Origin of the sequence: Paenibacillus sp. FSL F4-0122, assembly GCF_038002845.1 — a bacterium.
GTDB classification, from domain to species: domain Bacteria; phylum Bacillota; class Bacilli; order Paenibacillales; family Paenibacillaceae; genus Paenibacillus_AQ; species Paenibacillus_AQ odorifer.
Genome location: NZ_JBBODI010000001.1, coordinates 4,654,088 through 4,677,597, shown reverse-complemented (window position 1 = coordinate 4,677,597; position 23,510 = coordinate 4,654,088). Strand labels below are relative to the sequence as shown.

Below are 23,510 nucleotides of genomic sequence, written 5' to 3'. Positions count from 1 at the left end.
AAAAAGCACCTCTGCTGTCAGAGGCGCTATCACACATTGTGTTTGGAATTACTGTTTTTCGACAGGAAGTCTTAGCGTAAAGGTTGTACTTTCGCCTAGTTTGCTTGAAGCGGAGATGGTCCCGTGATGCGACTCTACAATATTTTTAACAATCGCAAGCCCAAGTCCTGTTCCACCTGATTCTCCCCGTACACGCGCCTTATCAGCTTTGTAGAAGCGGTCGAATATATACGGCAGATCCTCTGGTGGAATTCCCACCCCTTCATCCTGAATTTTAATCTCAAGATAACGACGACCTTCTAATACACAAGTTCCTGTATGAACTGTGATTTTTTTGCCACCCTGTGTGTGGCGGAAAGCATTATCGAGTAAATTGGTTAGGACTTGTTCCAGTTTATCCTCATCCGCTGCCTTCAGAACAGCAATATCGCTCTGTTGCTGCAAGTGAAGATGGATATCGCGCTCTTTGGCACGTACAGAAAATTTACGGTAGACTCGTTCCAGCAGTTCATTCATGTCCACCTGAGCTTTCATCATATCCGTATGTCCGGCTTCCATTCGGGCAAGATCAAGCAAATCCTTAACCAGACGCCCCATACGCAGTGATTCGTCATGAATGACCTGGATCAGCTCACTGCTTTCTTCGGGGGATGAAGCCATCCCGTCCAATAAAGCCTCACTGTACCCTTGCATCATCGACAACGGAGTGCGTATTTCATGGGAGACGTTAGCAACGAAGTCTCTGCGCATCTTTTCCAGACGCACCTCTTCCGTCACATCCCGCAGTACAGCAACTACTCCCCGGATGCTGCCTTCAGAATATAATGGTGCCATATGAACAGACCAGACGCCCTGCCGCACATGTACATTGGAGCGGTCATCGCCACCTTGTTTCAGGGTGCTTAAAAATAAAGGACGCAGGGGAGGCGGAACACTGCTCTCAGCCGTTTCGGGATGGAGCTCAGCATCACTCGCATGTTCCCACTGCAAATCGCTCCAGCTCTCTAGCAGAGCTTGGCCGTGCGGATTGGTCAAAATAATCTGCCCTTCAATATCAAAGGTGATCACAGCATCGCTCATACTGCGCAGTACGCTAGATAAATGCCCCTTCTCATGATGCAGACTGCGAATATTCTCTTCAAGCTCCTCAGCCATATGGTTAAAGGAAGTCGCCAACTGGCCAATTTCATCACTTGTGACCAGCGTAAGCCTTGTTCCGTATTCTCCCCGGCGAATGTTATTCGCAGCTTCAATGACACGCTGCATCGGCTGGGTGATTTTGGTAAACAAAAATAACGCAAAAAATGTAGTCAAAGAAAATCCGATCATACAAGTATACATAAATAAACGTTTGATATCTCCGGAATTGGCAAAGTTACTGTCTATGTAGGGAAGCAAAAATAACCCCAAGGTAATAAGTACGACAGCGACCAGGCAGATGATCGTAACCCACAGTTTGCCGACAAGACTTCTCCAGAAGTTCACTTATTTAGGTACCTCTAGTTTGTAGCCTACGCCCCATACGGTCGTAATCATCGCTGCGGATTCCGGTGATACTTTATTCAGTTTTTCACGAAGGCGTTTTACGTGAGTATCTACAGTACGCAAATCTCCGAAAAATTCATAATTCCAGACATCCTTAAGCAGTTCTTCACGAGAAAATACTTTATCCGGCGAAATAGCCAAATAATGCAGAAGTTCATATTCTTTAGGTGTCAAACTCACTTCTTCACCACCAGCAGTCACACGGTGAGCATCATGCTCAATAATAAGATGAGTAAATACAATGTTATTGCTGGAATTGCTCTCCTTGGACAAGAAAGCAGTTGCCGAAGAACGGCGCATAATAGCCTTCACCCGGTAAATGACTTCACGTGGACTGAAGGGCTTCACAACGTAATCGTCTGCGCCCATCTCAAAGCCCTGAACACGGTTGATCTCTTCGCCTTTAGCTGTAAGCATTAACACCGGTGTTGACTTCACTCCTCTGAGTCTTGTCAGCACTTCCATCCCATCGATGCCAGGCAGCATAACATCCAGCAATATTAGACCGTAGTCATTTGCTGTTGCTTTACGAAGAGCGATTTCTCCGTCTTCCGCTTCATCGATTTCATAACCTTCTTTTTCAAGATACATCTTTAGCAGGCGGCGAATACGTTCCTCATCATCCACTACCAGAATTCTGTTTAAATGATCTGCCATTTCACTACAACCCCTTCATCAATACAGTAGAACGTAATCTTTAAACCATTGTGCAACGTTAACAGGTAAACTATGCTCAGTCCGTCCCCGCGTAAGAATGAAGTCCGGCGATGACTAAATTAACGCCAACCAGAGTAAACATTACGACCAGGAAGCCAAGCACAGCCAGCCAGGCAGATTTTCTTCCTTGCCATCCACGAGCCAAACGTAAATGAAGATAAGCGCTATAGAAGAGCCAAGTGACAAGCGCCCAGACTTCCTTAGGATCCCATCCCCAGAATCTTCCCCAAGCGATTTGCGCCCATATCATTGCAAAGATCAAAGCGCCTAATGTGAAAATAGGAAAGCCAATGGCTATCGCCCTATACGTAATCTCATCTAGATCGCCCTCATCAATTCCGTCCATCACTGGGTGTAAAGCAGTGCCCAGCGGTTTACGTACGATCAAGCGAAGAACTCCGTAGAGGATTAATCCGGAAAGGAGTGACCAAATTACAGTATTAAACTTCCGTCCAGCATTTACACCATTCATCCAAGATGGTGCCTCAAAGAGTGGTTCTTTTATGCCAAGAAACGACTGGAAGCTCTCAATTTCGCTATTGTGAGGTGCCACAATCGGCGGCATTCGATAACTCACTTTCTCTATTGTACTATTTTCCTGCCCGGGGCTGTCAATCGTAACGTTCGGACGGACAAAAACAGTTTCGTAGCCTGCTCCGCGGAATGCAAAAACAGAACCCAGAAACCCAATTATAACAATGATTGAAAAGAGAGTAAATTCGACCAGCCTCTGTTGCTTGCGATCCGCCTTCTCTTTACTGGAAAAATTGACTGTTCGCAGCAGATACATCAGTCCCGCCGCAAACCCTACTGCGAAGAAGGATTCACCTAGTGCAGCCAGTGTTACGTGTATCTTTAAGTAGTTTGATTGAAGAGATGGAATCAGCGGCTGTACTTCCTGTGGAAACACTGCAGCATAAGCCATCACAATAATACTGATTGGAACTGCAAAGAGACCCAGGATTACCTTACGATAAATAGCGTACATCACGGTAAAGGCAACCATGACCATCATCGATAAAAAAGTCATGAACTCGTACATGTTGCTGACCGGAATATGCCCTGAGCCCGCCCAACGTGTAAAGAAATAAATAAGATGAAAGATAAGACCTATTGAAGAGAAAATAAAAGCAATTTTGCCCCAACGTGCGGTATGTTCCTCCGGCTTGCGGCCTGACCACTTGCGACCCATGATGGCGATAGTGAATAACATAAACGAACCGCTGTATAATAAAAATGCGGCAATAAAGACAGCGCTGCTGATGTCGAGCAAGCTCATGAAAGGCCTCCTCCATTATCTAATGATTTTTCATCGACTACCAGATCTACTTTTTCTAAAATAGAAACGATCTCACGGCGGAAACCGAACCAGTTCTTGTTCGTATGTCCTCCGAGGATGAGCTCCCCGTTAGCAACGGTAAGCCAGATACGTCTATGCTGCCAGTAGAAGCCAAGCACTAAACCCAGCATCACGATTGCTGCACCTAGCCATACAAACGGCATTGCACGATCAATACGTATATTCAAGTAAGTAGTCGATTCCGAAAAATCAACGTCGCTCATGTTGTCCACTTCAAGCTCAAGAAATCTATTGCTCCCGCCAAGCTTATCGTTAATGGCAGCCTGTTGAAACTGCGCCTTATCCACCTGTTTAGGAAAATAGAAATACTGCTGCCCTTCCGCCGGGAGATCCGGACCTTGTATCAGGAACAAAAAAGCAGGTGCATTCGGATAAGGTGATTTGGAAATCGGCTGTCCATCCTCATTTAGACCAAAATCCATATACTTTTCTTTCAAAGTTAAAGTATAAGGACCCGCCTGAATTGCCCGCGGAGGATTCTTCATGTCCAGCTTAAATTTGCCGAACGCCTCGCCAGTGGTGGAATTCTTAAGCTCAGGCTGTACCGAACGCAGCACCGGGGTCAGATCATAATCAAACTGATACGCTTTCAATCCTTTATAATCCAAAGGTGAATTTACTTGGATATCATGTTTCGTCACCTCGGATAGCTGTGGTTCCTTCGAAGGGTCTCCACAATCCGCGGTGCATTCATAAAGCACAGCTTGGGTCTGGAATAGCTTTGGAAGTATTTTTTTGCCTCGAAATTCCTCAGGCATCTCTTCCTCCGTATAAAACTCCACGGTGAATTTCTCATTTTTCAAATAATAGGTGGTGTCCGGAATCTGTGTGATCTCCCCTTGCGGGAAAGCAAGATGCTGATCCATGTTCAGTCCCGGCAATCCTCTTGCTAATACAGCAAGTAAAAAAATAATTAAGCCAATATGTATTACATAAGGTCCCCAGCGGCTGAAGCGATGTTTCTCTGCCAGCAGAGCTCCTCCATCCGTCTTCACGCGATAGCCCTTTTTACGCATTGGCTGAATTACCCGGGCTACCCAAGCTTCTGGTTCCTCTTGTACTTCAGTTACTAACACAGCTTTTTGCCGAGTTAAGAACTGACGATGTTTCCGAATCTTCTGCCTGGTTAAGGCCTTATAGAGCGGAAGTACTCGGTCCAAGCTACAGATCACAAGTGAAGCGCCGATCATTACGAGTAGAGTTACAAACCACCAGGATTCGTATGTATGTGAAAGTCCAAGTTTGTGATAAATATATCCGGCTGTTCCGTACTCTTGCTTGTAATAAATTGAGGCATCAATATTAAGAAAAGTACTCTCCTGCGGGAAAATCGTCCCTAACATAGAGCCTATAAGTGTCAACACGATCAGATAGATCGCTATTTTGACGGAAGAGAAAAAGTTCCACACCCGATCAATAATCCCCGGGTTAACGCGCTGAGAACGGCGAGCTACGCCATCGTAACGCATTTCCAAATTCTCGCCCCAGTCTGATTCTTTACCCAACGGCTTCCCGCATGCTTCGCATAAAACAGTGCCTACAGGGTTCTGGTGACCACATTCACATTTGGTATTGGTTATAAATGCCTCGCGTTCACTCATCAATCCACCAGCTTCCCAATTTGATCATCAAGTGAATTCAAATCAAGCTGGCCGATATGAATGTTGTCAATTTTACCCTTGGAATTAATGAATAAGGTAGTTGGCAGCGGAGAAATACCATAACTTCGTACAGCATCACGTCCAGTGTCCATCAAAATCGGAAAATCGATGTTTACTTGCTTCACAAAATTCTCGACAGTCATCCGGTCTTCGCCCACATTAATGCCTAAGACCACTACGTCCTTGTCCTTCCATTTCTCCCATTGCGCTTGGAGAGCCGGCATTTCTTTGACACAAGGTGCACACCAAGAGCCCCAGAAATTAAGCACAATAGTCTTGCCCTTATATTCGTCTAGGGTATGAGCCAGACCGTCAAGCCCAAGCAAATCAAAGGAAGGTGCTTTGCTCCCTTCCTCTGGTTTGCCGCTTCCCCCAAATACAGAGGAACCGATGGCATAACCGCCCACTATAACAATTAGAAACAGAATCACGATTTGAATTGGTTTTCTTGCTTTACCCACACGTAAAGCCCCCTTCTGTGACGCAACTCATACTTATGTTGTAAGGTGTGAACATCCTATGAACATTATAGCGAATTTCGTCACAGCTTTAGGGGGTTTAATTGTGAATATTCTGTGTCTTTATGACTCTTTACGTGGAGTTCTTTCTTTAAGCAATCCTGCTTTGGCAATTTGCTGCAGATGGTTAATTTCATCCTTGGTCAAATGACGGTATGAGCCACGTTTGAGATTTTGCAGCATAATATCCCCGAATGAAATCCGTTTCAGACGGAGTACGGGGTGTGAAATCGCATCAAACATGCGTCGTACCTGACGATTACGTCCTTCGTGAATCGTGATGCTGATTACCGCTTCTTTATTTGCTTCATCAATATCCTTGTACTCTACTTCCGCAGGCGCTGTCATGCCATCTTCCAGCTTAATGCCAGCTTTCAGCTTGTCCAATGCAGTACCATGCGGTATACCCTTGACCGTAGCATGATACGTCTTAGGTACATGGTGCTTCGGATGGGTTAGCAAGTTAGCAAAGTCCCCATCATTTGTCAGCAGCAGCAAACCTTCCGTATCGTAATCGAGCCGGCCTACAGGGTAAACCCGTTCAGTAATTCCTTTTAGGTAGTCAGTTACAACCTTACGACCCTTTGGATCGGAAGCGCTTGTGATAACTCCCTTAGGTTTGTTGAACATAATATAGATTTTGTTCTCGCCCCGGATCAGTCTACCGGAAACTTTAATAATATCTGTTGCGGGGTCCACCTTCGTGCCAAGCGTAGTTACGAGTTCCCCGTTGACTTCCACTTTACCGGCCAAAATCATTTCTTCACACTTACGTCTGGACGCCACACCGGCCTGCGCCAAAATTTTCTGTAATCTTTCCATATTCGACTAGTCACCTCAGATCAATGATAACCATCAGAGGGATAAATCACAAGTTCATTCCAAGGAAAAAATGCTCCTGGGCAGGAATTATTGTGGGGTTCGATGATTAAAGGGGAGATTTGGTAGCGTTCTACTAATTCTAAAACGAGTTTAGCCGTTGCAAAAAGCTGCTCCTTCCTTCCGGATATTGGAGGATCGCCCACTTCCTTTCCAAAATCACCTTCCAAACAAATATGAATATACTCTGGATCTGTCAGTAGCGGTGCTGCATAAATTGCGCCATCCACTCCTACCCAGAAGTCAAAACCTTTACCGTTAATGGATGTACAGCTAGAATGATGCAGAATAAAACCTTTATAGTTCATTGCGGAATGCCCCCCTCCACATTGCTGCAATAGCATATGTTCAGGGGGGCAATGGGGTGACTATCCAAATAATAGCAGACACACAGCGATCGCAGCGACAAAGCCGACAACATCGGAGAACAGGCCAACCTTAAGCGCATAACGGCCATTCCGTACGCCTACAGCTCCAAAGTAAACGGTCAAAACATACAGCGTTGTATCTGTGCTCCCCTGTATGGTGGAAGCAATCATACCAATTAAAGAATCCGGGCCATGCACACGGATCAGATCCGTAGTGTAGGCAAGCGACCCTGTCCCCGTAAGCGGCCGCAGAAGACCAAGCGGCAATACTTCGGCAGGAACACCAAGCCCACGCAGGGCAGGGGAAATGAAACCCATGAAAAAGTCCAGCGCACCAGAAGCGCGAAAAACACTGATCGCAACCAGCATCCCCACAAGATGGGGAATAATCGCAATGGCCGTGCCAAACCCATCTTTCGCGCCTTCAACAAAGGATTCGTAGACTGGCACTTTGCGCGTAAAAGCATAGAGCGGGATGAACGTGATCATGACCGGAATCGCCCATGCCGATATGAGACTGATGAACTGGTACAAATCACGTTCACCCTTTCAATGAGGAATTAGGGAGTGTTGTCTTCGTCAAAGGAGGAACCCCAGACTTTGCTGAAGGGGGCTTCGGCGGTTTGCGCAGTAAAGTCAGCCTTCGGAAAAACCGGTCTGCCGCAATCGCTGCAAGTGTCGCCACGGCCGTTGCTGCAAGTGTTGTACCTACTATGCCTGCGGGATCGGCTGAACCATAGTTTAACCGGATGGCAATCAGTGTGGCTGGGATAAGCGTAATGCTTGCTGTGTTAAGTGCTAGAAGAGTACACATGGCTGGTGTGGCGGTCTCTTTATCAGGGTTAAGCTTTTGCAGCTCCTGCATCGCCTTGATGCCCATTGGCGTTGCGGCATTGCCTAGTCCCAGCAGATTAGCACTCATATTGGAGAGAATATATCCAATGGCAGGATGCCCTTTCGGCACATCAGGGAATAAAAAAGCTACGACAGGGCCAAGCACCTTGGCAATCTTTTTAAGCAAACCTGCATCTTCTGCTATCTTCATGATTCCAAGCCAGAACACAAGCACACTGATTAAGCCAAAACTAACCGTTACCCCACTCTTGGCTCCGTCGAATACGGCGGCTGTAAACTCATCCATTCTGCCGTTAACGGCGGCGAACAGAAAACCGATGATGATCATTCCTAGCCAAATCCCGTTAATCATGGATACGCCTCCTTCTTCATTCATCAGCCCATTTTCTTATTTCGAACTCGCTCCCATTTCAAATAGAGCTTTCAGCGCACTGCCCAGCGCCTGGAACCAATTGTTTGCCGGATAAGACTGGGCTAGTGTGGGACTATACTTTTTCATATAAGCAGATTGCTCAGGAGGCAGATTCTCAGGAGTATACACCGGCACGCGGCCTATTTCTTTTCCGCCCAGCTCCAGCACAAGCGCCCCTTGCAATCCAAAATTTGCTCGCGTAGCTTCGGCTGAGACCGTTTCCTTCTGATTCAAAACAAGTTTCGTGATCACTCTATTTTGTTCACCTTGTCCAAGTGGATAAGCAAAGGTTTTGGAGGTTACAAAGTTATAGCCCGTCACGGCATCACCACGTTCGATCAGTGTTTTGAGCGGATAGTGATTAAACCCGAAGTTTAGCAGGGAAGCATGATCATTCCAGTCATCGCCGTCATTTATAGTAACTGCAACAAGCTGCTGGCCGTTTCTGGTGGCAGAGCTGACAAGGCAGCGCAGTGCTTTTTTGGTATAACCTGTCTTTACACCGTCCGCTCCCTCGTATAAATACAGCATCTTATTTTTGTTTCTCCATTTGTAATCCCATTTCTCATTTGGATTGTCTGCAGTTTTCTCCTGCGTCTTCACAATTTCTTTAAATACAGGATTATGAAGAGCATAAGCGGTCAGAACAGCCAAGTCGTTGGCACTTGAATAATGCCCTTCAGCGTCAAGACCATGGGGATTAGCAAAATGAGTATGGGTTAGCCCTAGCTCCTCAGCCTTAGCGTTCATCAGGTATACAAAACCTTCTTCAGAACCACCGATATGCTCAGCGATCGCCGTTGCTGCATCATTCCCTGAGCGCAGCATCAGGCCATACAGCATATTTTCCAGCGTCATCTCTTCCCCCTGCTGCAAGTAAATAGAAGAGCCTTCTTTCGCATAGGCATTTTTTCCTACTTTGACTTTAGAGGCTAAATCACCATTCTCAATGGCGACGAGGGCGGTCATAATTTTGGTCAAGCTGGCAATAAGCATAGGCTCATCCCCACGGCTGCTGTACAAAATACGCCCGGATTCCACATCAATCAGTGCCGCTGCTCTTGCATGTGTAGAGATAGAGCTGTTCTCGGCCTGAATTGAAGATAGCGGCGCCAGAAGCAGCAGCGAAAGGCACAATATTAAGGCGAATGGCCATTTACGGGTTATTGTCTTCATGTTCATCCTCCGGCTTCTTATCGGATCTTAAGTAAAAGTGTTTATGTTGTACAAGTGTATGCGGACCAGCCTTAGGGTATGTCCACTCCTTGGGATGTTCCACACAAAATATCCCCACAATGTGAGGCCTTGCTTCGATATTTTTTCAGGTAATTTGCGGGGACCAAAATATACTTTCTGATACGTCAAAAAAGGGACACCGCCTGATGTATGGCGATATCCCCGAGGCTATTTGTAGAATTATGTGTACCTAATGAGTTGAAGATTGAGATGTACTTGGATCGGTTTTAACAGGTGCTGCTGCTGGTGTGGCAGGTGTTGGCGGCGTTTGAGCTGCAGCATTGCTGGTTTGGAACATGGTTTGAATTTTGTCGATGAGCCCTGGTGTTGCGTCGATGATTTTTTCGAATAGGTGAGTTTGATTGTCCAGAGGGACAATATTCACTCCATCCTTACCTACCACTAAAAAAGCGATCGGTCGAATGGAGACGCCTCCCCCGCTACCTCCACCAAATGGAAGCATTTTGACTCCACCTTGGGAGCTTGAACCACTTATAGAATCTTCTACTCGATAATCACTACCACCAGCAGCAAATCCAAAGGCAACTTTACTGATAGGCAGGATGATGCTGCCGTCAGGAGTTTGTACTGGATCTCCGACAATGGTATTCACATCTACCATGCCCTTGATATTTTCCATCGCTGTTTGCATTAGGCCTTGAATAGGATGGTCGCTCATATTGTTTCCTCCTTTAATTGAGTACGATTTCTCTTTCTTCTACAGCGTATATCATCCCCACTTCCGCCCATTTGTATGTAACTTTCATTTTAAACTTTCCCATGTGGCTCCTGACGCATCTGTTTCAGCAGATTTCTCCAATGGCCGATCCCACCTTTTTCACGCAAGACACGCCGAGATAGCCGCATTAAGGCATACAAAGTATAGCCGACTGAGATTTTCCCCTTACAGACAAACTCCATTGCAAAACAAAGCTCATCTTCAAAAACAGGCTTAACAAAAATTCGAGGGTGCTGCTGCAATTTCACCCACTGCGAAATAAAACCAACAATACTCCACTTCAGGCCCCAAACCGCTCCCGATGCGGTCGCAGTATCTGCTGCATCACCAAGAGAGAAATCGGTGGACCAATCGAGCTTTGATATTTTCACATGAGCTACAGTCTCTTTTAACCATTCCTTCAACCCGCGTGTAGATTTTACAGCTTGGTTAACATTGTCGCGCCAGTGCATTACTCTTTCTTTATCGAATATCTCTTCTTTTACGGTATCTACACCTGTCGTCGCAGTCCCTGTCTCTTTAAACTTTCCCCACACACCCTGCTCCAATCCCTTAAAAACCAATTGGGGAAGTTCATAGTGAAGCTTTATCAGACCAAAAAGAGAGGTAATATCTAATTCGAGCAGGTCATTTTTTCCATGTTTATAACACCGTATGCGGAAATCGATAGATGAAGACAGGACCAGGATCAGTGCCAGCACAAGCAAAACGAGGGGAATTGCAAGCCATAACGTCACGTATTTACCTCCAAGAAACCTTAATAATGGGAACCTTTGGTTTAGTATGGCAATTTAAGCTGGAAAAAATTCGGGGTTTGCATAAAAAATATGAGCTTAAATAAAAATAGGGACTATCCCAAACCACATAAATGGTTTAAGGGCAGTCCCTTCAATACAATTATTAGCGTTCTCGTACGAACTAAGGCAGCTCGACATCCTCAAACGTCATTTGAGTATCCAGCTTATTGAACAATAGCTGCGTCTCTTCTTCCAAATTATCCGTGGACTCAAAGTTCGTTGGTTCCGGCAGATCCTTTAGACTGGCAAGACCAAAGCTCTCCAAGAAGGATTTAGTCGTCCCGTACAGAATTGGCCGGCCTACCGCTTCCGCACGACCAACCTCATGAATCAAATCCTTGTTATTCAGCGTATGAATTGCGCGTTCCGACTTCACACCCCGGATTTCTTCAATCTCCACCCGCGTAATCGGTTGGCGATAAGCCACGATTGCGAGAGTCTCTAAGGCAGCCTGAGACAAGGTTGATCTGGATGGTGAATAGGCCAGACGCTCAAAATAGTGGGCATGATCAGGCAATGTAGCCAGCCGATAGTTCCCGGCAATTTGCACTACCTGTAAGCCCCGCTCCTGTGCTACATAATCTTCTTTCAGTTCCTCTAATGCTCCGGCCGCAAGCTCTGGGCGCTGTTCCGTAATTTCAGCCACTTGGCGTACAGAGATTCCTTCATCCCCTGATAGAAACAGCAGGCCCTCAATAATCGATTTCAGCGTTTTGTAATCCATTGAAGTGTTCTCCTCCTCTCCACTCCATTACGATGTCATCAAACAATTTCTCTTGGTAGCAAAAAATCGCCTTCATTTTCATCAGTTCCAGAATCGCAAGAAAAGTAACTACGATTTCGTGCCGTGCCATTTCATCGTGAAGCAGTGCGGAGAAATGCAGCTTACCGCCTGTTCCTCTGCGCTGCAGCGCATCTGATACATCACGTATACGATCTTTTACCGATATTTCATCCCGGGTGATCCGCTGGTAAGAAGACCTTCTGGCAGCCTTACTTAGCGCTTTACGAAAAGCGGCTATTAAGTCTGAGGTATGTAGTCCTTTTAGCGTTTGATCAATCTCTTCTGGCACGAATGGACCCAAATCCTCAGGCTCCTTCGTAAAAATCAAGCTCCGCTCGCTCTCCATATCCATTAGATGTACAGCAATACTCTTGAACTTACGATACTCAATCAGTCGCTGAACAAGTTCAGCTCGTGGATCAAATTCATCCTCTTCGTAATATTCAAAATCATCGATCTCAATGACCGGTGGTTTGGGCAGCAATAGCTTGCTCTTTATAGATAAAAGGGTAGCGGCCATCACGAGAAATTCACTCGTAATATCCAATTCAAGCTCCTGCATGCTACGCAGGTATTCCATATACTGTTCGGTGATCTCGGCGACCGGAATGTCCTGGATGTCGATTTCCGCCTTATCAATTAAATGCAAGAGCAGATCCAGCGGACCTTCAAACGTCTCCAGCTTGTACAATACAGTCACGAAGCATCCTCCCGCCAAAAAAAGTAAAGTGCAGCGCCCGTCTGGACGCTACACAAGTAGAAAGGGCTCTTATAATCCATGCTTTCTTCTTATACTATAAATAAGCACGAATTCGACTGATTCGTCAATAGCTGACTTACTTAAACAGTTTGTTAAGATTCGCCATTTCAATCGCAGCAGTCGCAGCATCCCAGCCTTTATTGCCTGCTTTAGTTCCTGATCGCTCGATGGCCTGTTCAATATTTTCAGTAGTAACTACGCCAAAAATGGTTGGCACGCCGGTCTTAAGATTGATAGCGGCTACTCCTTTGGCAACTTCATTACATACATAATCATAGTGTGTAGTGGAACCACGGATAACCGTTCCTAAGGTAATTACAGCGTCGTATTTGCCGCTTTCAGCCATTTTTTGCGCGATCAATGGAATTTCAAATACCCCTGGAACCCAAGCAACATCCACTTCATCATCACCGACACCATGGCGTTTAAAGGCATCGAGTGCACCTGACAAAAGCTTGCTGGTAATAAATTCATTAAAACGTCCTACAACAACTCCGTATTTTAACCCCTCAGAAACTAAGTGTCCTTCTAAATATTTCGGCATATCCATCATCTACCCTTCGTTTTTTATAATGTATGGTTAAGCTTTCGAATCCTCATTTTGTTCAATATCGTCAAAAGACAGCATATGTCCAAGCTTCGCTTGCTTCGTGTGGAGATAGTTGGTGTTGTCCTTGTTCTCCGGCATTTGTATCGGCACGCGCTCAACGACTTCCAATCCATAACCCTCCAGCCCTTTGATCTTACGCGGGTTGTTCGTGAGCAGACGGATTTGGCGCACACCCAGATCCTTCAGAATTTGTGCTCCAATTCCATAATCACGCAGATCTGCTGGAAAACCAAGCTTTAGATTCGCATCTACAGTGTCAAGACCTTCCTCTTGCAGCTTGTAAGCCCGAAGCTTATTGATAAGGCCAATGCCTCTGCCTTCTTGGCGCATATAGAGCAACACGCCCCTGCCGGCAGTTTCGATCTGCCGCAGTGCAGCTTCAAATTGCGGGCCGCAATCGCAACGATGGGAGTGGAATACATCACCCGTCAGGCATTCGGAATGAACACGTACAAGTACTGGCTCATCGCCGGAAATATCTCCTTTTACCAAAGCTACATGCTCTTTATCATCCACTTCATTTGTATAAGCTATGGTCTGAAAATCCCCAAAGTCGGTAGGAAGTCGTACAGACACTTCTCGCGTGACGAGTTGTTCTTTTTCATTTCGATAATGAATAAGATCCTTGATGCTGATCAGCTTAAGATCATGCTTGCGGGCAATTTCGATTAGATCAGGTAAGCGGGCCATTGAGCCATCTTCCTTGATAATCTCGCAAATGACACTGGCTGGATAAGCGCCACACATCCGCGCTAGATCAACAGCAGCCTCCGTATGTCCGGAGCGGCGCAGAACGCCACCTTTTTTCGCAATCAGCGGGAACATATGCCCCGGTCTGCGGAAATCAGCAGGTTTCGCTTTTGGATCGATCATGGCCTTAACGGTCAAAGATCTTTCCCCCGCAGAGATCCCAGTGGTTGTATCAATATGGTCAACAGATACGGTAAAAGCCGTACCGTGATTATCGGTATTGTGGGTTACCATGGCTTGCAGTTCAAGTTCTGCCGCACGCTCCTGGGTAATAGGCATACAAACCAATCCACGTCCCTCAGTAATCATAAAATTGATGACCTCTGGTGTCGCCCGTTCAGCAAGGGCTATAAAATCCCCTTCATTCTCACGATCTTCATCATCCACTACAATGATGACTTTACCGCGCATTAAGTCATAAATCGCATCTTCAATCGGATCCAAGACACTTTCCTTTTTCGATTGCTCGCTCATGATCCTATCCTCCTAAAAGCTTTACGAAAGATTATTCCCTTCTTCGTAAGCAAACTCTTTATTTAGACAAACCCGTTCGCCGCCAAGAAATCATGACTAATCCCGGAGCTGCTCTCGCCTTCTTCATCTTGGGCGGCTGAGCCATAATGCAACAGATGATCTACATATTTGCCAAGTACATCACACTCGATATTCACACTATCCCCGGCCCGTTTGTGCGTCAGTACTGTTTCCCCTAACGTATGCGGAATAATGGACACTGCCAGCGATGAGGCCGTAGTCTTCACTACAGTTAAACTAATGCCGTCGATCGTGATCGATCCCTTAGGGATAATATATTTAAATAGTGATTTACGATCCGGTGCAATCTCGAATACGACAGCATTTTGATCACGTTTTACACTCTTAATAATGCCAGTGCCATCAACATGTCCTTGAACAATATGTCCTCCAAAACGCCCGCCAGCTGCCATCGCTCGTTCCAGATTCATCCGGCTGCCGGGCTTCAGTTCCTTCAGGTTGCTATTCCGGTAGGTCTGTGGCATTACATCCACTGTAAAGGAATGATCGCCCAAAGTTGTCGCCGTAAGGCAAACCCCATTGACGGACACACTGTCACCGATTTTTAGATCATCCATGATGACCGAAGCGGCAATATTCAGCACCATCATTTCCCCACCGGCGGAGACACTGCGCAAAACACCAACCTCTTCAATTAATCCGGTGAACATGATATCCCTCCTAAAAAGCATTACTTCCTCAAATTCACTTCTTGCATAGCTTTTGTTAGCGTACCGGAGTACCGCTGATACATACATTATCTCCTAGCACTTTTACTTCCAATCCTTCAAGTGAGATCGCATCCTTCATCAGCTCTACACCCGGGAATACGAAAGTCCCTTTCGCTTCTGCACCACCACCGACAATTTTTGGAGCGAAGAAGAGAATCACACGATCCACTAGCCCGCTTTCCAGCATCGCACCGTTCAGCGTTCCCCCGCCTTCAAGCAAAATAGAGCCAATTTCCATTTCGCCAAGGGATATCATGGCCGCCTTCAGATCCACTCTTGGACCTGCTCCGCACACAACGATTTGAACATCTGCTTTCAGCAGTGCAGCCTTCTTAGCAGGATCTGCAGCATCGGTTGTTACAATAAGAGTAGGCGCTAGGCCATCACATACAACTGCCGAATCCAGAGGAATACGTAGCCCGGAATCAATGATGATCCGCGTCGGGTTAATGCCAGGCACTTCTGTTCTTGTTGTCAGAGAGGGATTATCAGCAATCACTGTATTCACACCGACCATGATGCCCTGATGCCGATGCCGCAGCGTATGTACGATCTCCCGCGCTTCCCCATTCGAAATCCATTTACTGTCACCAGATTTGGTAGCCAGATTGCCATCAAGCGTGCTAGCACTCTTCAGCGTAACAAAAGGTTGTTTTGTCAAAATATATTTGATAAAACGCTCATTCAATCGAAACGCGCGATCACGCAGCAAACCAACTTCGACCTCAATCCCTTGGTCACGCAGCATTTGGATTCCTCTTCCTGCCACCTGAGGGTTCGGGTCTTCACAAGCAACTACAACCCTAGCTACCCCTTCATCGATCAGCCTTTGGCTGCAAGGTGGAGTTTTTCCATAATGGCTGCACGGTTCTAGTGTGACATATGCCGTACTGCCCTGTGCCTGCCCAGCTGCCATATTCAAAGCGTGCACCTCGGCATGCCCCGTACCGCGCTGCAAATGAGTTCCGAGTCCAATCATTGCTCCATTCTTCACCACAACGCAACCAACAACAGGGTTAATTCCCGTTTGCCCTTGGGCACGTTCGGCCATGTCCAGTGCTAGCGACATATAAAACTCATCATTCATGTTGTCCATCTCTTCCTCCTATCCACTGCTGTCTATTCTTAAGCTAAAAAAACAGAAAAACCCATCTCATTCTCCAGGAGGAGTTCAAGATGGGTTATGCGAGAGTTAATCGGCAGTCCAAATAAAAGTGTGCTTAAATAGCCGTCAATCGACGGGTATTGTGAAATATCGCACATAATTATATGAAAACACTGCGATCCGCCAGTCCATTGCAGACAAGCGGTCAACCTCTCCTTCTTCCATCCAGACTATACTGTCGGTCCCGGAATTTCACCAGGTCCACCGTTCGCGTCAACAACGCGAGCCGGGTAGCGGACTGAGCACTGTAGATGAACTTAATAAGTTACTTCTACAACAGCATCACCGCCGGTAGGGAATTACACCCTGCCCTGAAGGATTGATCCTTTATTTAATTGAGGTTCAAGTTTTCCTTACTAACAAAATTATCACTTACACCAGCGAAATGCAAGTGCGTTTATTATATTTACTTAAAATTTGTAACTAGATTATAGATTGTACTGAGTTTATAAAAGGAAACCAAGAAGCGCCAGGACAAGGACTCCTGGCGCTTCTTGGTTATATTTCATGATTACAAACCACGTTCTTGTTGTTTCAAAAGATCACGAATTTCCGTAAGCAGCACGATATCCTCTGCAGGTGCTGGAGTCTCCACCACTTCAACTTTAACGGCTTCTTTGCGCTGAAATTTATTGGCCAGCTTGATAACCAAAAAAATGGAAAATGAAATAATAAAGAAATCCACAACCGATTGTAAAAATAGTCCATAAGGTATTTTCAGGTCCGTACTGACTTCAAGCACCCGATCCTTCAAATCTATCCCACCAGTAAGCAAACCTGCAATTGGCATAATAATGTCATTTACTAATGAAGTTACAATCTTTCCGAATGCAGCTCCAATAATGACCGCAACCGCTAAATCAAGAACATTTCCTTTCAAGGCAAAAGCTTTAAATTCCTTCCACATATTCCAAATTACCCCCAACATATTTAATTTGAAATTATTATAGCATAGTAGCTTCCTAATTCTTAAGACTTGTTAAGAAACTATTAAGTTTCCCTTTACTTTTATCTGCCAGCGTTGTTAAGAAGTCTCCTGTTAAATAGGGTTTAAGCACTACAAGAAAGGAAGATTTCTATCATGACAACTCTTAAAAAAGATTCCAGAACTGCATGTTAGGGGCATGGCTGGGAATGTATTATCACAGATCAAAACATGGATTGAGGCACAGCGATCAGAGCAAGCTAAAAGAAAAAACAAACTGGCATAATGCTGTGGGCGATTTGGTCTTTTATTCCACTAATTTATGAGCTGCAATACAGTTCCTTTGCCTTCACCGGTCTTCAAATGAGGCTTCCAAACAAGAAAATGTTGTATACTTCTTATAGCAAGATTGCTTTACAAGCAAGAAAGGACGTTGAGAAATGCACAACGCAACGCTGCTATTGGTGGACGACGAAGCCGAGATTATTAAACTAATGCAGATCTATCTGGAGAACGAGGGCTATCGGCTGTTAACTGCCAGAGACGGGCTGGAAGCACTCGAAATTATCAATAGAGAGACTATAGACCTCATGGTTCTTGATATCATGATGCCTAATATGGACGGCATTGAGGCTTGTATTAAAATTCGTGAAACGCAAAAATTTCCGATCATCATGTTATCTGCTAAAGGGCAGGAACTTGATAAAATCAACGGACTTAGCGTAGGTGCAGATGATTATGTTACGAAACCTTTTAGTCCGCTGGAGTTAGTTGCCCGTGTTAAATCCCAGCTGCGCAGAACTCGAAATTACATGGCAGATCTAAACGCCAAACAGGATGAAATCATCATTGATGGCTTGGTTATTAATTCGGTTACGCATGAAGTTAGTGTGGATGATCAGCCAGTTAAACTTACCCCGCGAGAATTTGCGATTCTAGAGCTGCTCGCCCGTAATAGAGGACAAGTCCTAAGCATGGAGCAGATCTACGCCAAAGTATGGAAAGAACAATTCCTGGAAAGCACCAATACACTCATGGTGCATATTCGTAAAATCAGAGAAAAAATAGAAGAAGATCCGCGTAAACCACAATACTTAAAAACGGTATGGGGCGTTGGCTACAAACTGGAAAAAGGAGGTCCTTCTAGTTGAACTTTAAACGATTCGATACCCTATCCTGGAAAATAGTTGGCTTCAGCTTAACAAGCCTAGCACTCACCGCTTTAATCTTAATGGGCAGCTATTATGGCACTTCACTATTGCTGTGGTTAAATCCTTCGCGCTCCTTTTGGGGAGTCAGACTCATTCTCTGGGTGATCAATACCATTGGATCGACGCCAGTTGTAATTCTTATAGGGATTCCTTTATTTATTTTTTTCATCCTAAAACTGTCCAGAAATACAACTAAGAATCTTCATAACATTACGAGCGGAGTTCAGGCCATTGCGGATGGCAATTTGTCTTTCAAGGTGCCGGTATCAGGTACGGATGAACTCGGAAAGCTCGCTGAAAATATGAACACAATGGCTGGCAAGCTAAAATCTGCTATAGAGGAAGAACGAGCCGCTGCAAAAGCCAAAAATGACCTAATCACAGGTGTGTCCCATGACCTCCGAACCCCACTAACCTCTGTTCTCGGATTCCTTGAATATGTGGAGAAGGATCGTTATAAAAACGAGGTTGAGCTGCGTTATTATGTGAATATTGCCTATGAGAAATCTCTGACTCTTAAAAAGCTAATCGACGATTTATTTGAATACACACGCGTCAGCAGCAGCGGATTACCGCTAAATATTGAGCCTGTAGATCTCGGCAAGCTGCTCGAACAGCTGATTGAGGAATTTGCACCCGTACTGGAACAAGCAGATATGATCTACCGCATTCATACGGATACAGCTCCTCTGATCATCAACGGAGATGCGGATGAGCTGGTGCGATTGTATGAGAACCTATTTACCAATGCCGTAAGATACGGAAAGGAAGGAAAAATTCTAGACATTTCTGTTGTTAGAAAAGACGATAGAATAGTTGCTGTATGTACGAATTATGGTACTCCTATCCCTGCATCCGACCTCCCCCACTTATTTAAACGCTTTTATCGTGTCGATAAATCCCGCTCCCGAGAGACAGGCGGAAGTGGCTTAGGGCTCGCCATAGCCAAGAGTATTGCAGAGCTTCACGGCGGAACCATTACAGCCAAAAGCACACGCAAACAAACTGAATTTGAAACCTCTTTCCCTGTGAGCGAATGATGCTTGCAGGGATTTTTTGTACAATCTCATCCATTAAGAAAATGATAAGATTTCATAACATAAAGCCTTAAGATCTCTGACTTATAGTGATTTCATACCAACTCTGCTATAAGTGAGGAATTCCTCTAATATTATTATCCATCTTATTTAACTATGCTAGGGGCCATTTCATTCATACCGCGACAGCTAAGCATCGCCGACCACTACTGATCTTTAGCTTAAGCACGCCGAGAACACCGTTACTATGACTGTGGGCAGTGTCAAAGCACTCGTGAACGGGAAAGCTCTCACCATTGATGCTGCGCCGCTACTGCCAGGAGGAAAAGTTTTAGTCCCGGTACACTTAAGAATCAGCCATAAATTTTTCAAAAAAAGCACAAAAGCACCCGGCATTTATCATGCTGGGTGCTTTTGCATAAAAGCTTAAATCACACTAATCTCAATCACTCCGTCTTACCCCTACGTCTAAATACTCGGTTCAAAACAAAGCCTATCGTTATCAACCCAATTCCCGACAGATACAGTGGCATTGGACTATTCTCACCTGTCTTCGGCAGCTGAGGAGCAACCGAAGTGCTATTGTTCACCGTACCCTTTGGTACTTCTTCATCATCGATATCAACTTCTCCTAAAGGAATTTCATCTTCGGTTATCTCTTGCTCAGGAATTCCCTCATCGGTTGATGTCGCGGATCCTAGATCGGCGGCAATTTCAGGACCAGCAGGAACAGCTGGATCATTAATAATTACCCCTGGTACGGGCGAACTTGTAGACGTGGGTACCACCGAACCTCCAGATGTGCTGCTTGTAGGGATTGGTGTAGGTGCAGCAGTCGCTTCTGGTGATGGAGAAACCGTCGGTTCTGGCGTTGTTGATGGTGCAGGTGTTACGGTTGGCTCTGGTGTTGTTGTTGGAGCATCGGTTGGTTCTGGTGTTGCCGTAGGCGTTGGCTCCACTGCTTTTTGATTCGTAATCACCAGTTGAATCGCTGACGAGGAACGAATCTCCACTGGATGCTCGGATGTATCGAGCACGTAACCATTTGGAGCTGCTGTCTCCACCAATACATAGCTACCCAGCCATATTTTATTGAATGTAGCTGTACCCTCTGCATCTGTAGTTAGACTGTTAATCAGTACACGTTCCGTGCCATTTAGTCGATACAATGCAAAAGTCGCATCACCAAGCGCCTTTAAGTTATCTTCAGCATCTAGCTTCTTAATATTGAGGGTGCCTCTAACCCCGCTGCCTGTGCCAGAACCGCTGGAGACCCCGACAATAATTTCTTTGGAGGTCTCTTTACTTATTTCGCTGCCGTTAAAACCACTGAAATGTACAGTATTTATTACTTTGTCTCCAGTGTTAGCCACAATCAGGGATTGATATTCGAGAATGTAAGCCCTGCTGATTTCCTTGGCAAAGCTTAACTCAAAGGATTGTTTTCCATCGGCATCCGTTGTAATAACTACGCTATAATCAATACCCTGAATCAATTCAGGGCCGCTTTTCGTGATATCTCCGTTCACAGCTACAGCCGTAGGATATAGATGGAATGAATTCTGCAGCAAAATTTGATTAGCACTGGGAGTATCTTTGATTAAAGCATCCTTTACAGTAGACTGCCCCCGGTTAATTTGCAGGCTCCAGTCGATTTTATCCCCGTTTTGTGTGCCGTCCTTCAGCACATAATCCTCTCCAAAAGGAATTTTTACGGAGGCGGTCAAATCTTTGGAAACCACTTTTGTTCCATCATAGAGATTAGCTTTATTATCAATAGTAGTGCCTATTATTTGCCCTTCAAGACTTGTGTTAAATTCAATGTAGAAAGCGGAGTTAATCCTATCTGTAAAAATGACCTTTAATTCATTATCGCTATTTAAGCTATAGGTATATTTATTACGATTCACTTCTCCACCCTTGGTAGGATCACCATTCTTTGCAATATTCATAGTGTAAACTTTAAGTGAACCAGGAACCAAGGTCTGGCCTGATTTTAAAATATCTGCAAGCGCCGGAGCTTCGAGGGTTTTGCCGTTATAATTGGCGCCTATCGTCCAAGTAATTTCTTTAGTTGAAGCATCGTAGGCTCCCCCTTTAAATCCATTGTTTTTCGCTTCAGGTCTAGGAATGAATAACCCTTCTGCTTCTATCGTGCGTAAGGCTTCAGTAGAGTCCATCCAGTCTAAGCGAACTTTGTTGTTGAAATTTTCAGTTTTAGCCCAAATCCAATCCTTGTTAAATTCTGTAGAATAGCTAATCGTGTAAAGACCAGATATCGGTGAATTAAACACTACCTTGAAGCCTTTATTAGGCTCGACAGGTGAGTTGTATACTAGATTATAGTTATTCGGATTTAAAACATTTCCATTCAGATTTCTAATCACCAGTGATTCCGGAATAAACTTTAGGCCGCCTAATGGGAAGGATTCGGTAACTGCAACATGGCTCATCGGGTAATTGTCACTATTCAATGTGACCTTCCAGCCCAATGTTTTATTCTGATAATCTACGGTTGATAAAGTCTTATAAAGAATGGAAGACCGGATTAATCGGGTAGCCTGATTACTATACGTACTATCGGAGACTGTATTAGTTATGGTGACATCCTCAAACACGCGCTTTATCGCTTTTGTCTTATATTCGATTCGATATGGTGAAGTAACATCGTGTACAAATTGCAATACAAACCCAGCCTTATGAACGTCTGAGGTGGAAACAACCGTGTAGTCAACATCCTTTGTCAAAACCTTGCCTAACGTTGCACCACCGGAAGAATCCAGCTGCACAGCATATACTTTTAATGAATCGGCTACCAGCTCTTGAGAATCATCGAACAAATCTGTTAACACAGCGTTTCCTTGCGGGATGTTCTTTTCACTGTAGTTATATTCAATTGCCCAGGAAATGATCTGCTTGCCCCCATCATAGCTTGTGGAATACTTTTTCAAGCTTCCTCCACGTTCTACATTCACTGTGGCAGAGGAGCTGGCAGGCTCTTGCCCATCTCCTGAAAAAGTTGCAGTATTGGTGAAGCTTAGCTGATGGTCATTAGTAATCCCTGTGGAATATACAATACGGTAAGCCTCTTTAATCACAGGCTCCGTAAAACGGACAATCAGTGCCCCTCCGGAGAGCTCTGCAGAGTATTTGCTTGTGTCGAGCAACGCTCCTTCCGTTACTGAACCATCCAATTGAATGCTCAGTTGATACACGCTCACAGTGACTGGAGTATTTAATGATAAGCCTGAAGGGATGGGGTCCGTCACAATGGCATTCCCCACGGCTTCCAAAGACTTATTGACATCAACAGTCCATAATATTTGGTTCGCATTGAAGCCTTCGGGAATACCTCTCTTCTCTATGATCGATCCAACACTTGGCTTAAAATTCACTGTCACTGTCTGAACGCCACCGCTCACGGGAAATAAAATATTCTGAATAGTACTGCCCGAGATTTTCTGTTTATCGAATTTAGTATTTAACCGCAGCGTTCCCTGCACGTCATCATGCATTTCTATGTAGTCATTAAAAGTCATTATCACTTCATGTGAATTTTGCCTGACTTCAAAGCTCCCTACATCTCCATCCTCAGAGACTAAGGGTCCGTTAAAATCATTAAATAGCTGGAACTGTTCCGGTAGCTGAAAAGTAAAAGTGTCGCCCTGCTTGTAATTATGATTTTTAGGAAGAGACCAATTATAATCCAAGGTAACATTAGCATCTTGTTCGTATACGCTATTCGTGACTGTGATTCCATCCGGCCCGTAAACAGCCATCGAAACACTGGTGATGATATTTCTTTCGTCATCAATCGCAGCCGCTTTTACTTGCGGAGCAAATCCGATGCCATAGGCATATTGTGCCACAAGCATCAAAATAATGACCATTACACTTATTTTTTTCTTAAACATGT

At 45.0% G+C, this 23,510-nt stretch carries 22 protein-coding genes, 1 pseudogene and 1 riboswitch; of the genes and pseudogenes, 3 read left to right on the top strand and 20 right to left on the bottom strand.

Features of this window, described 5'->3' with window-relative positions; translation table 11 throughout:
- Positions 1-48 precede the first annotated feature (48 nt).
- The 19 genes from MHH49_RS20235 to mscL form a co-directional block, all read right to left on the bottom strand.
- Positions 49-1,485 carry an ATP-binding protein gene (locus MHH49_RS20235; RefSeq protein WP_076101492.1) on the bottom strand — a complete coding sequence of 479 codons (1,437 nt, stop codon included), beginning with the start codon at positions 1,483-1,485 and terminating at the stop codon, positions 49-51.
- Positions 1,486-2,202: a response regulator transcription factor gene (locus MHH49_RS20230; RefSeq protein WP_036676174.1), complete on the bottom strand. Its 717-nt coding sequence runs from the start codon at positions 2,200-2,202 to the stop codon at positions 1,486-1,488. It lies immediately after the preceding gene.
- A 76-nt stretch (positions 2,203-2,278) separates the two neighbouring features.
- Positions 2,279-3,541 carry a cytochrome c biogenesis protein CcsA gene (ccsA, locus tag MHH49_RS20225; protein ID WP_036676173.1) on the bottom strand — a complete coding sequence of 421 codons (1,263 nt, stop codon included), beginning with the start codon at positions 3,539-3,541 and terminating at the stop codon, positions 2,279-2,281.
- A complete protein-coding gene (resB, locus tag MHH49_RS20220) occupies positions 3,538-5,223 on the bottom strand; it encodes a cytochrome c biogenesis protein ResB (RefSeq protein WP_038572442.1) in 1,686 nt (561 codons plus the stop codon). The genes ccsA and resB overlap by 4 nt, the downstream gene beginning before the upstream one ends.
- Complete coding sequence (locus MHH49_RS20215; RefSeq protein WP_038572444.1) at positions 5,223-5,744, bottom strand: redoxin domain-containing protein; 522 nt, start codon at positions 5,742-5,744, stop codon at positions 5,223-5,225. Before MHH49_RS20215 ends, resB begins: the two co-directional genes overlap by 1 nt.
- A gap of 120 nt (positions 5,745-5,864) precedes the next feature.
- On the bottom strand, positions 5,865-6,623 hold the full coding sequence (locus tag MHH49_RS20210) for a pseudouridine synthase (protein ID WP_036676166.1): 759 nt from the start codon (positions 6,621-6,623) through the stop codon (positions 5,865-5,867).
- A 20-nt stretch (positions 6,624-6,643) separates the two neighbouring features.
- Complete coding sequence (locus MHH49_RS20205) at positions 6,644-6,988, bottom strand: N-acetylmuramoyl-L-alanine amidase (protein WP_036676164.1); 345 nt, start codon at positions 6,986-6,988, stop codon at positions 6,644-6,646.
- Between the two features lie 60 nt (positions 6,989-7,048).
- Complete coding sequence (locus MHH49_RS20200) at positions 7,049-7,582, bottom strand: spore maturation protein (protein WP_036676158.1); 534 nt, start codon at positions 7,580-7,582, stop codon at positions 7,049-7,051.
- A gap of 7 nt (positions 7,583-7,589) precedes the next feature.
- Positions 7,590-8,255: a nucleoside recognition domain-containing protein gene (locus MHH49_RS20195; protein ID WP_036676157.1), complete on the bottom strand. Its 666-nt coding sequence runs from the start codon at positions 8,253-8,255 to the stop codon at positions 7,590-7,592.
- Positions 8,256-8,291: 36 nt separating this feature from the next.
- Positions 8,292-9,491 carry a D-alanyl-D-alanine carboxypeptidase family protein gene (locus MHH49_RS20190; protein ID WP_178420405.1) on the bottom strand — a complete coding sequence of 400 codons (1,200 nt, stop codon included), beginning with the start codon at positions 9,489-9,491 and terminating at the stop codon, positions 8,292-8,294.
- Between the two features lie 250 nt (positions 9,492-9,741).
- Positions 9,742-10,230: a GerW family sporulation protein gene (gene ytfJ, locus MHH49_RS20185; protein WP_036676154.1), complete on the bottom strand. Its 489-nt coding sequence runs from the start codon at positions 10,228-10,230 to the stop codon at positions 9,742-9,744.
- Positions 10,231-10,319: 89 nt separating this feature from the next.
- Positions 10,320-11,027 carry a DUF2953 domain-containing protein gene (locus MHH49_RS20180; protein ID WP_076101497.1) on the bottom strand — a complete coding sequence of 236 codons (708 nt, stop codon included), beginning with the start codon at positions 11,025-11,027 and terminating at the stop codon, positions 10,320-10,322.
- A 181-nt stretch (positions 11,028-11,208) separates the two neighbouring features.
- On the bottom strand, positions 11,209-11,811 hold the full coding sequence (scpB, locus tag MHH49_RS20175) for an SMC-Scp complex subunit ScpB (protein WP_036676149.1): 603 nt from the start codon (positions 11,809-11,811) through the stop codon (positions 11,209-11,211).
- A complete protein-coding gene (locus MHH49_RS20170) occupies positions 11,780-12,571 on the bottom strand; it encodes a segregation and condensation protein A (protein ID WP_036676147.1) in 792 nt (263 codons plus the stop codon). Before MHH49_RS20170 ends, scpB begins: the two co-directional genes overlap by 32 nt.
- 136 nt (positions 12,572-12,707) lie before the next feature.
- The gene (ribH, locus tag MHH49_RS20165) at positions 12,708-13,175 is read right to left on the bottom strand and encodes a 6,7-dimethyl-8-ribityllumazine synthase (protein WP_036676377.1); all 468 of its coding nucleotides are present in this window, start codon (positions 13,173-13,175) and stop codon (positions 12,708-12,710) included.
- A 36-nt stretch (positions 13,176-13,211) separates the two neighbouring features.
- Complete coding sequence (locus MHH49_RS20160; protein ID WP_051490904.1) at positions 13,212-14,465, bottom strand: bifunctional 3,4-dihydroxy-2-butanone-4-phosphate synthase/GTP cyclohydrolase II; 1,254 nt, start codon at positions 14,463-14,465, stop codon at positions 13,212-13,214.
- 62 nt (positions 14,466-14,527) lie between these two features.
- Positions 14,528-15,196, bottom strand: a complete 669-nt coding sequence (locus MHH49_RS20155; RefSeq protein WP_076104433.1) for a riboflavin synthase — start codon at positions 15,194-15,196, stop codon at positions 14,528-14,530.
- Between the two features lie 55 nt (positions 15,197-15,251).
- On the bottom strand, positions 15,252-16,352 hold the full coding sequence (gene ribD / locus MHH49_RS20150) for a bifunctional diaminohydroxyphosphoribosylaminopyrimidine deaminase/5-amino-6-(5-phosphoribosylamino)uracil reductase RibD (RefSeq protein WP_326047940.1): 1,101 nt from the start codon (positions 16,350-16,352) through the stop codon (positions 15,252-15,254).
- A 218-nt stretch (positions 16,353-16,570) separates the two neighbouring features.
- A riboswitch (FMN riboswitch) is annotated at positions 16,571-16,744 on the bottom strand.
- Between the two features lie 188 nt (positions 16,745-16,932).
- Positions 16,933-17,328: a large-conductance mechanosensitive channel protein MscL gene (gene mscL / locus MHH49_RS20145; protein WP_036676141.1), complete on the bottom strand. Its 396-nt coding sequence runs from the start codon at positions 17,326-17,328 to the stop codon at positions 16,933-16,935.
- Between the two features lie 458 nt (positions 17,329-17,786).
- Between mscL and MHH49_RS20140 the strand changes: the two genes are divergently transcribed.
- From MHH49_RS20140 to MHH49_RS31245, 3 genes and pseudogenes are all read left to right on the top strand, one after another.
- Positions 17,787-18,497, top strand: coding sequence for a response regulator transcription factor (locus tag MHH49_RS20140; RefSeq protein WP_076223038.1), 711 nt, complete (start codon positions 17,787-17,789; stop codon positions 18,495-18,497).
- Complete coding sequence (locus MHH49_RS20135) at positions 18,494-19,597, top strand: sensor histidine kinase (RefSeq protein WP_076274152.1); 1,104 nt, start codon at positions 18,494-18,496, stop codon at positions 19,595-19,597. The genes MHH49_RS20140 and MHH49_RS20135 overlap by 4 nt, the downstream gene beginning before the upstream one ends.
- A 232-nt stretch (positions 19,598-19,829) precedes the next feature.
- Positions 19,830-20,024: pseudogene (locus MHH49_RS31245) on the top strand (stalk domain-containing protein); the annotation flags it as partial.
- A gap of 16 nt (positions 20,025-20,040) precedes the next feature.
- Here the strand turns inward: MHH49_RS31245 and MHH49_RS20130 are convergent.
- Positions 20,041-23,508: a collagen binding domain-containing protein gene (locus tag MHH49_RS20130; RefSeq protein ID WP_076274153.1), complete on the bottom strand. Its 3,468-nt coding sequence runs from the start codon at positions 23,506-23,508 to the stop codon at positions 20,041-20,043.
- Positions 23,509-23,510 lie beyond the last annotated feature (2 nt).

Coding starts and splice junctions, on each gene's coding strand:
- MHH49_RS20230 (WP_036676174.1), bottom strand. CDS start 2,202: ATGGCAGATCATTTAAACAGAATTCTGGTAGTGGATGATGAGGAACGT.
- ccsA (WP_036676173.1), bottom strand. CDS start 3,541: ATGAGCTTGCTCGACATCAGCAGCGCTGTCTTTATTGCCGCATTTTTA.
- resB (WP_038572442.1), bottom strand. CDS start 5,223: ATGAGTGAACGCGAGGCATTTATAACCAATACCAAATGTGAATGTGGT.
- MHH49_RS20210 (WP_036676166.1), bottom strand. CDS start 6,623: ATGGAAAGATTACAGAAAATTTTGGCGCAGGCCGGTGTGGCGTCCAGA.
- MHH49_RS20205 (WP_036676164.1), bottom strand. CDS start 6,988: ATGAACTATAAAGGTTTTATTCTGCATCATTCTAGCTGTACATCCATT.
- MHH49_RS20195 (WP_036676157.1), bottom strand. CDS start 8,255: ATGATTAACGGGATTTGGCTAGGAATGATCATCATCGGTTTTCTGTTC.
- MHH49_RS20190 (WP_178420405.1), bottom strand. CDS start 9,491: ATGAAGACAATAACCCGTAAATGGCCATTCGCCTTAATATTGTGCCTT.
- ytfJ (WP_036676154.1), bottom strand. CDS start 10,230: ATGAGCGACCATCCTATTCAAGGCCTAATGCAAACAGCGATGGAAAAT.
- scpB (WP_036676149.1), bottom strand. CDS start 11,811: ATGGATTACAAAACGCTGAAATCGATTATTGAGGGCCTGCTGTTTCTA.
- ribH (WP_036676377.1), bottom strand. CDS start 13,175: ATGCCGAAATATTTAGAAGGACACTTAGTTTCTGAGGGGTTAAAATAC.
- MHH49_RS20160 (WP_051490904.1), bottom strand. CDS start 14,465: ATGAGCGAGCAATCGAAAAAGGAAAGTGTCTTGGATCCGATTGAAGAT.
- MHH49_RS20155 (WP_076104433.1), bottom strand. CDS start 15,196: ATGTTCACCGGATTAATTGAAGAGGTTGGTGTTTTGCGCAGTGTCTCC.
- ribD (WP_326047940.1), bottom strand. CDS start 16,352: ATGGACAACATGAATGATGAGTTTTATATGTCGCTAGCACTGGACATG.
- mscL (WP_036676141.1), bottom strand. CDS start 17,328: ATGTGGAAGGAATTTAAAGCTTTTGCCTTGAAAGGAAATGTTCTTGAT.
- MHH49_RS20140 (WP_076223038.1), top strand. CDS start 17,787: ATGCACAACGCAACGCTGCTATTGGTGGACGACGAAGCCGAGATTATT.
- MHH49_RS20130 (WP_076274153.1), bottom strand. CDS start 23,508: ATGTTTAAGAAAAAAATAAGTGTAATGGTCATTATTTTGATGCTTGTG.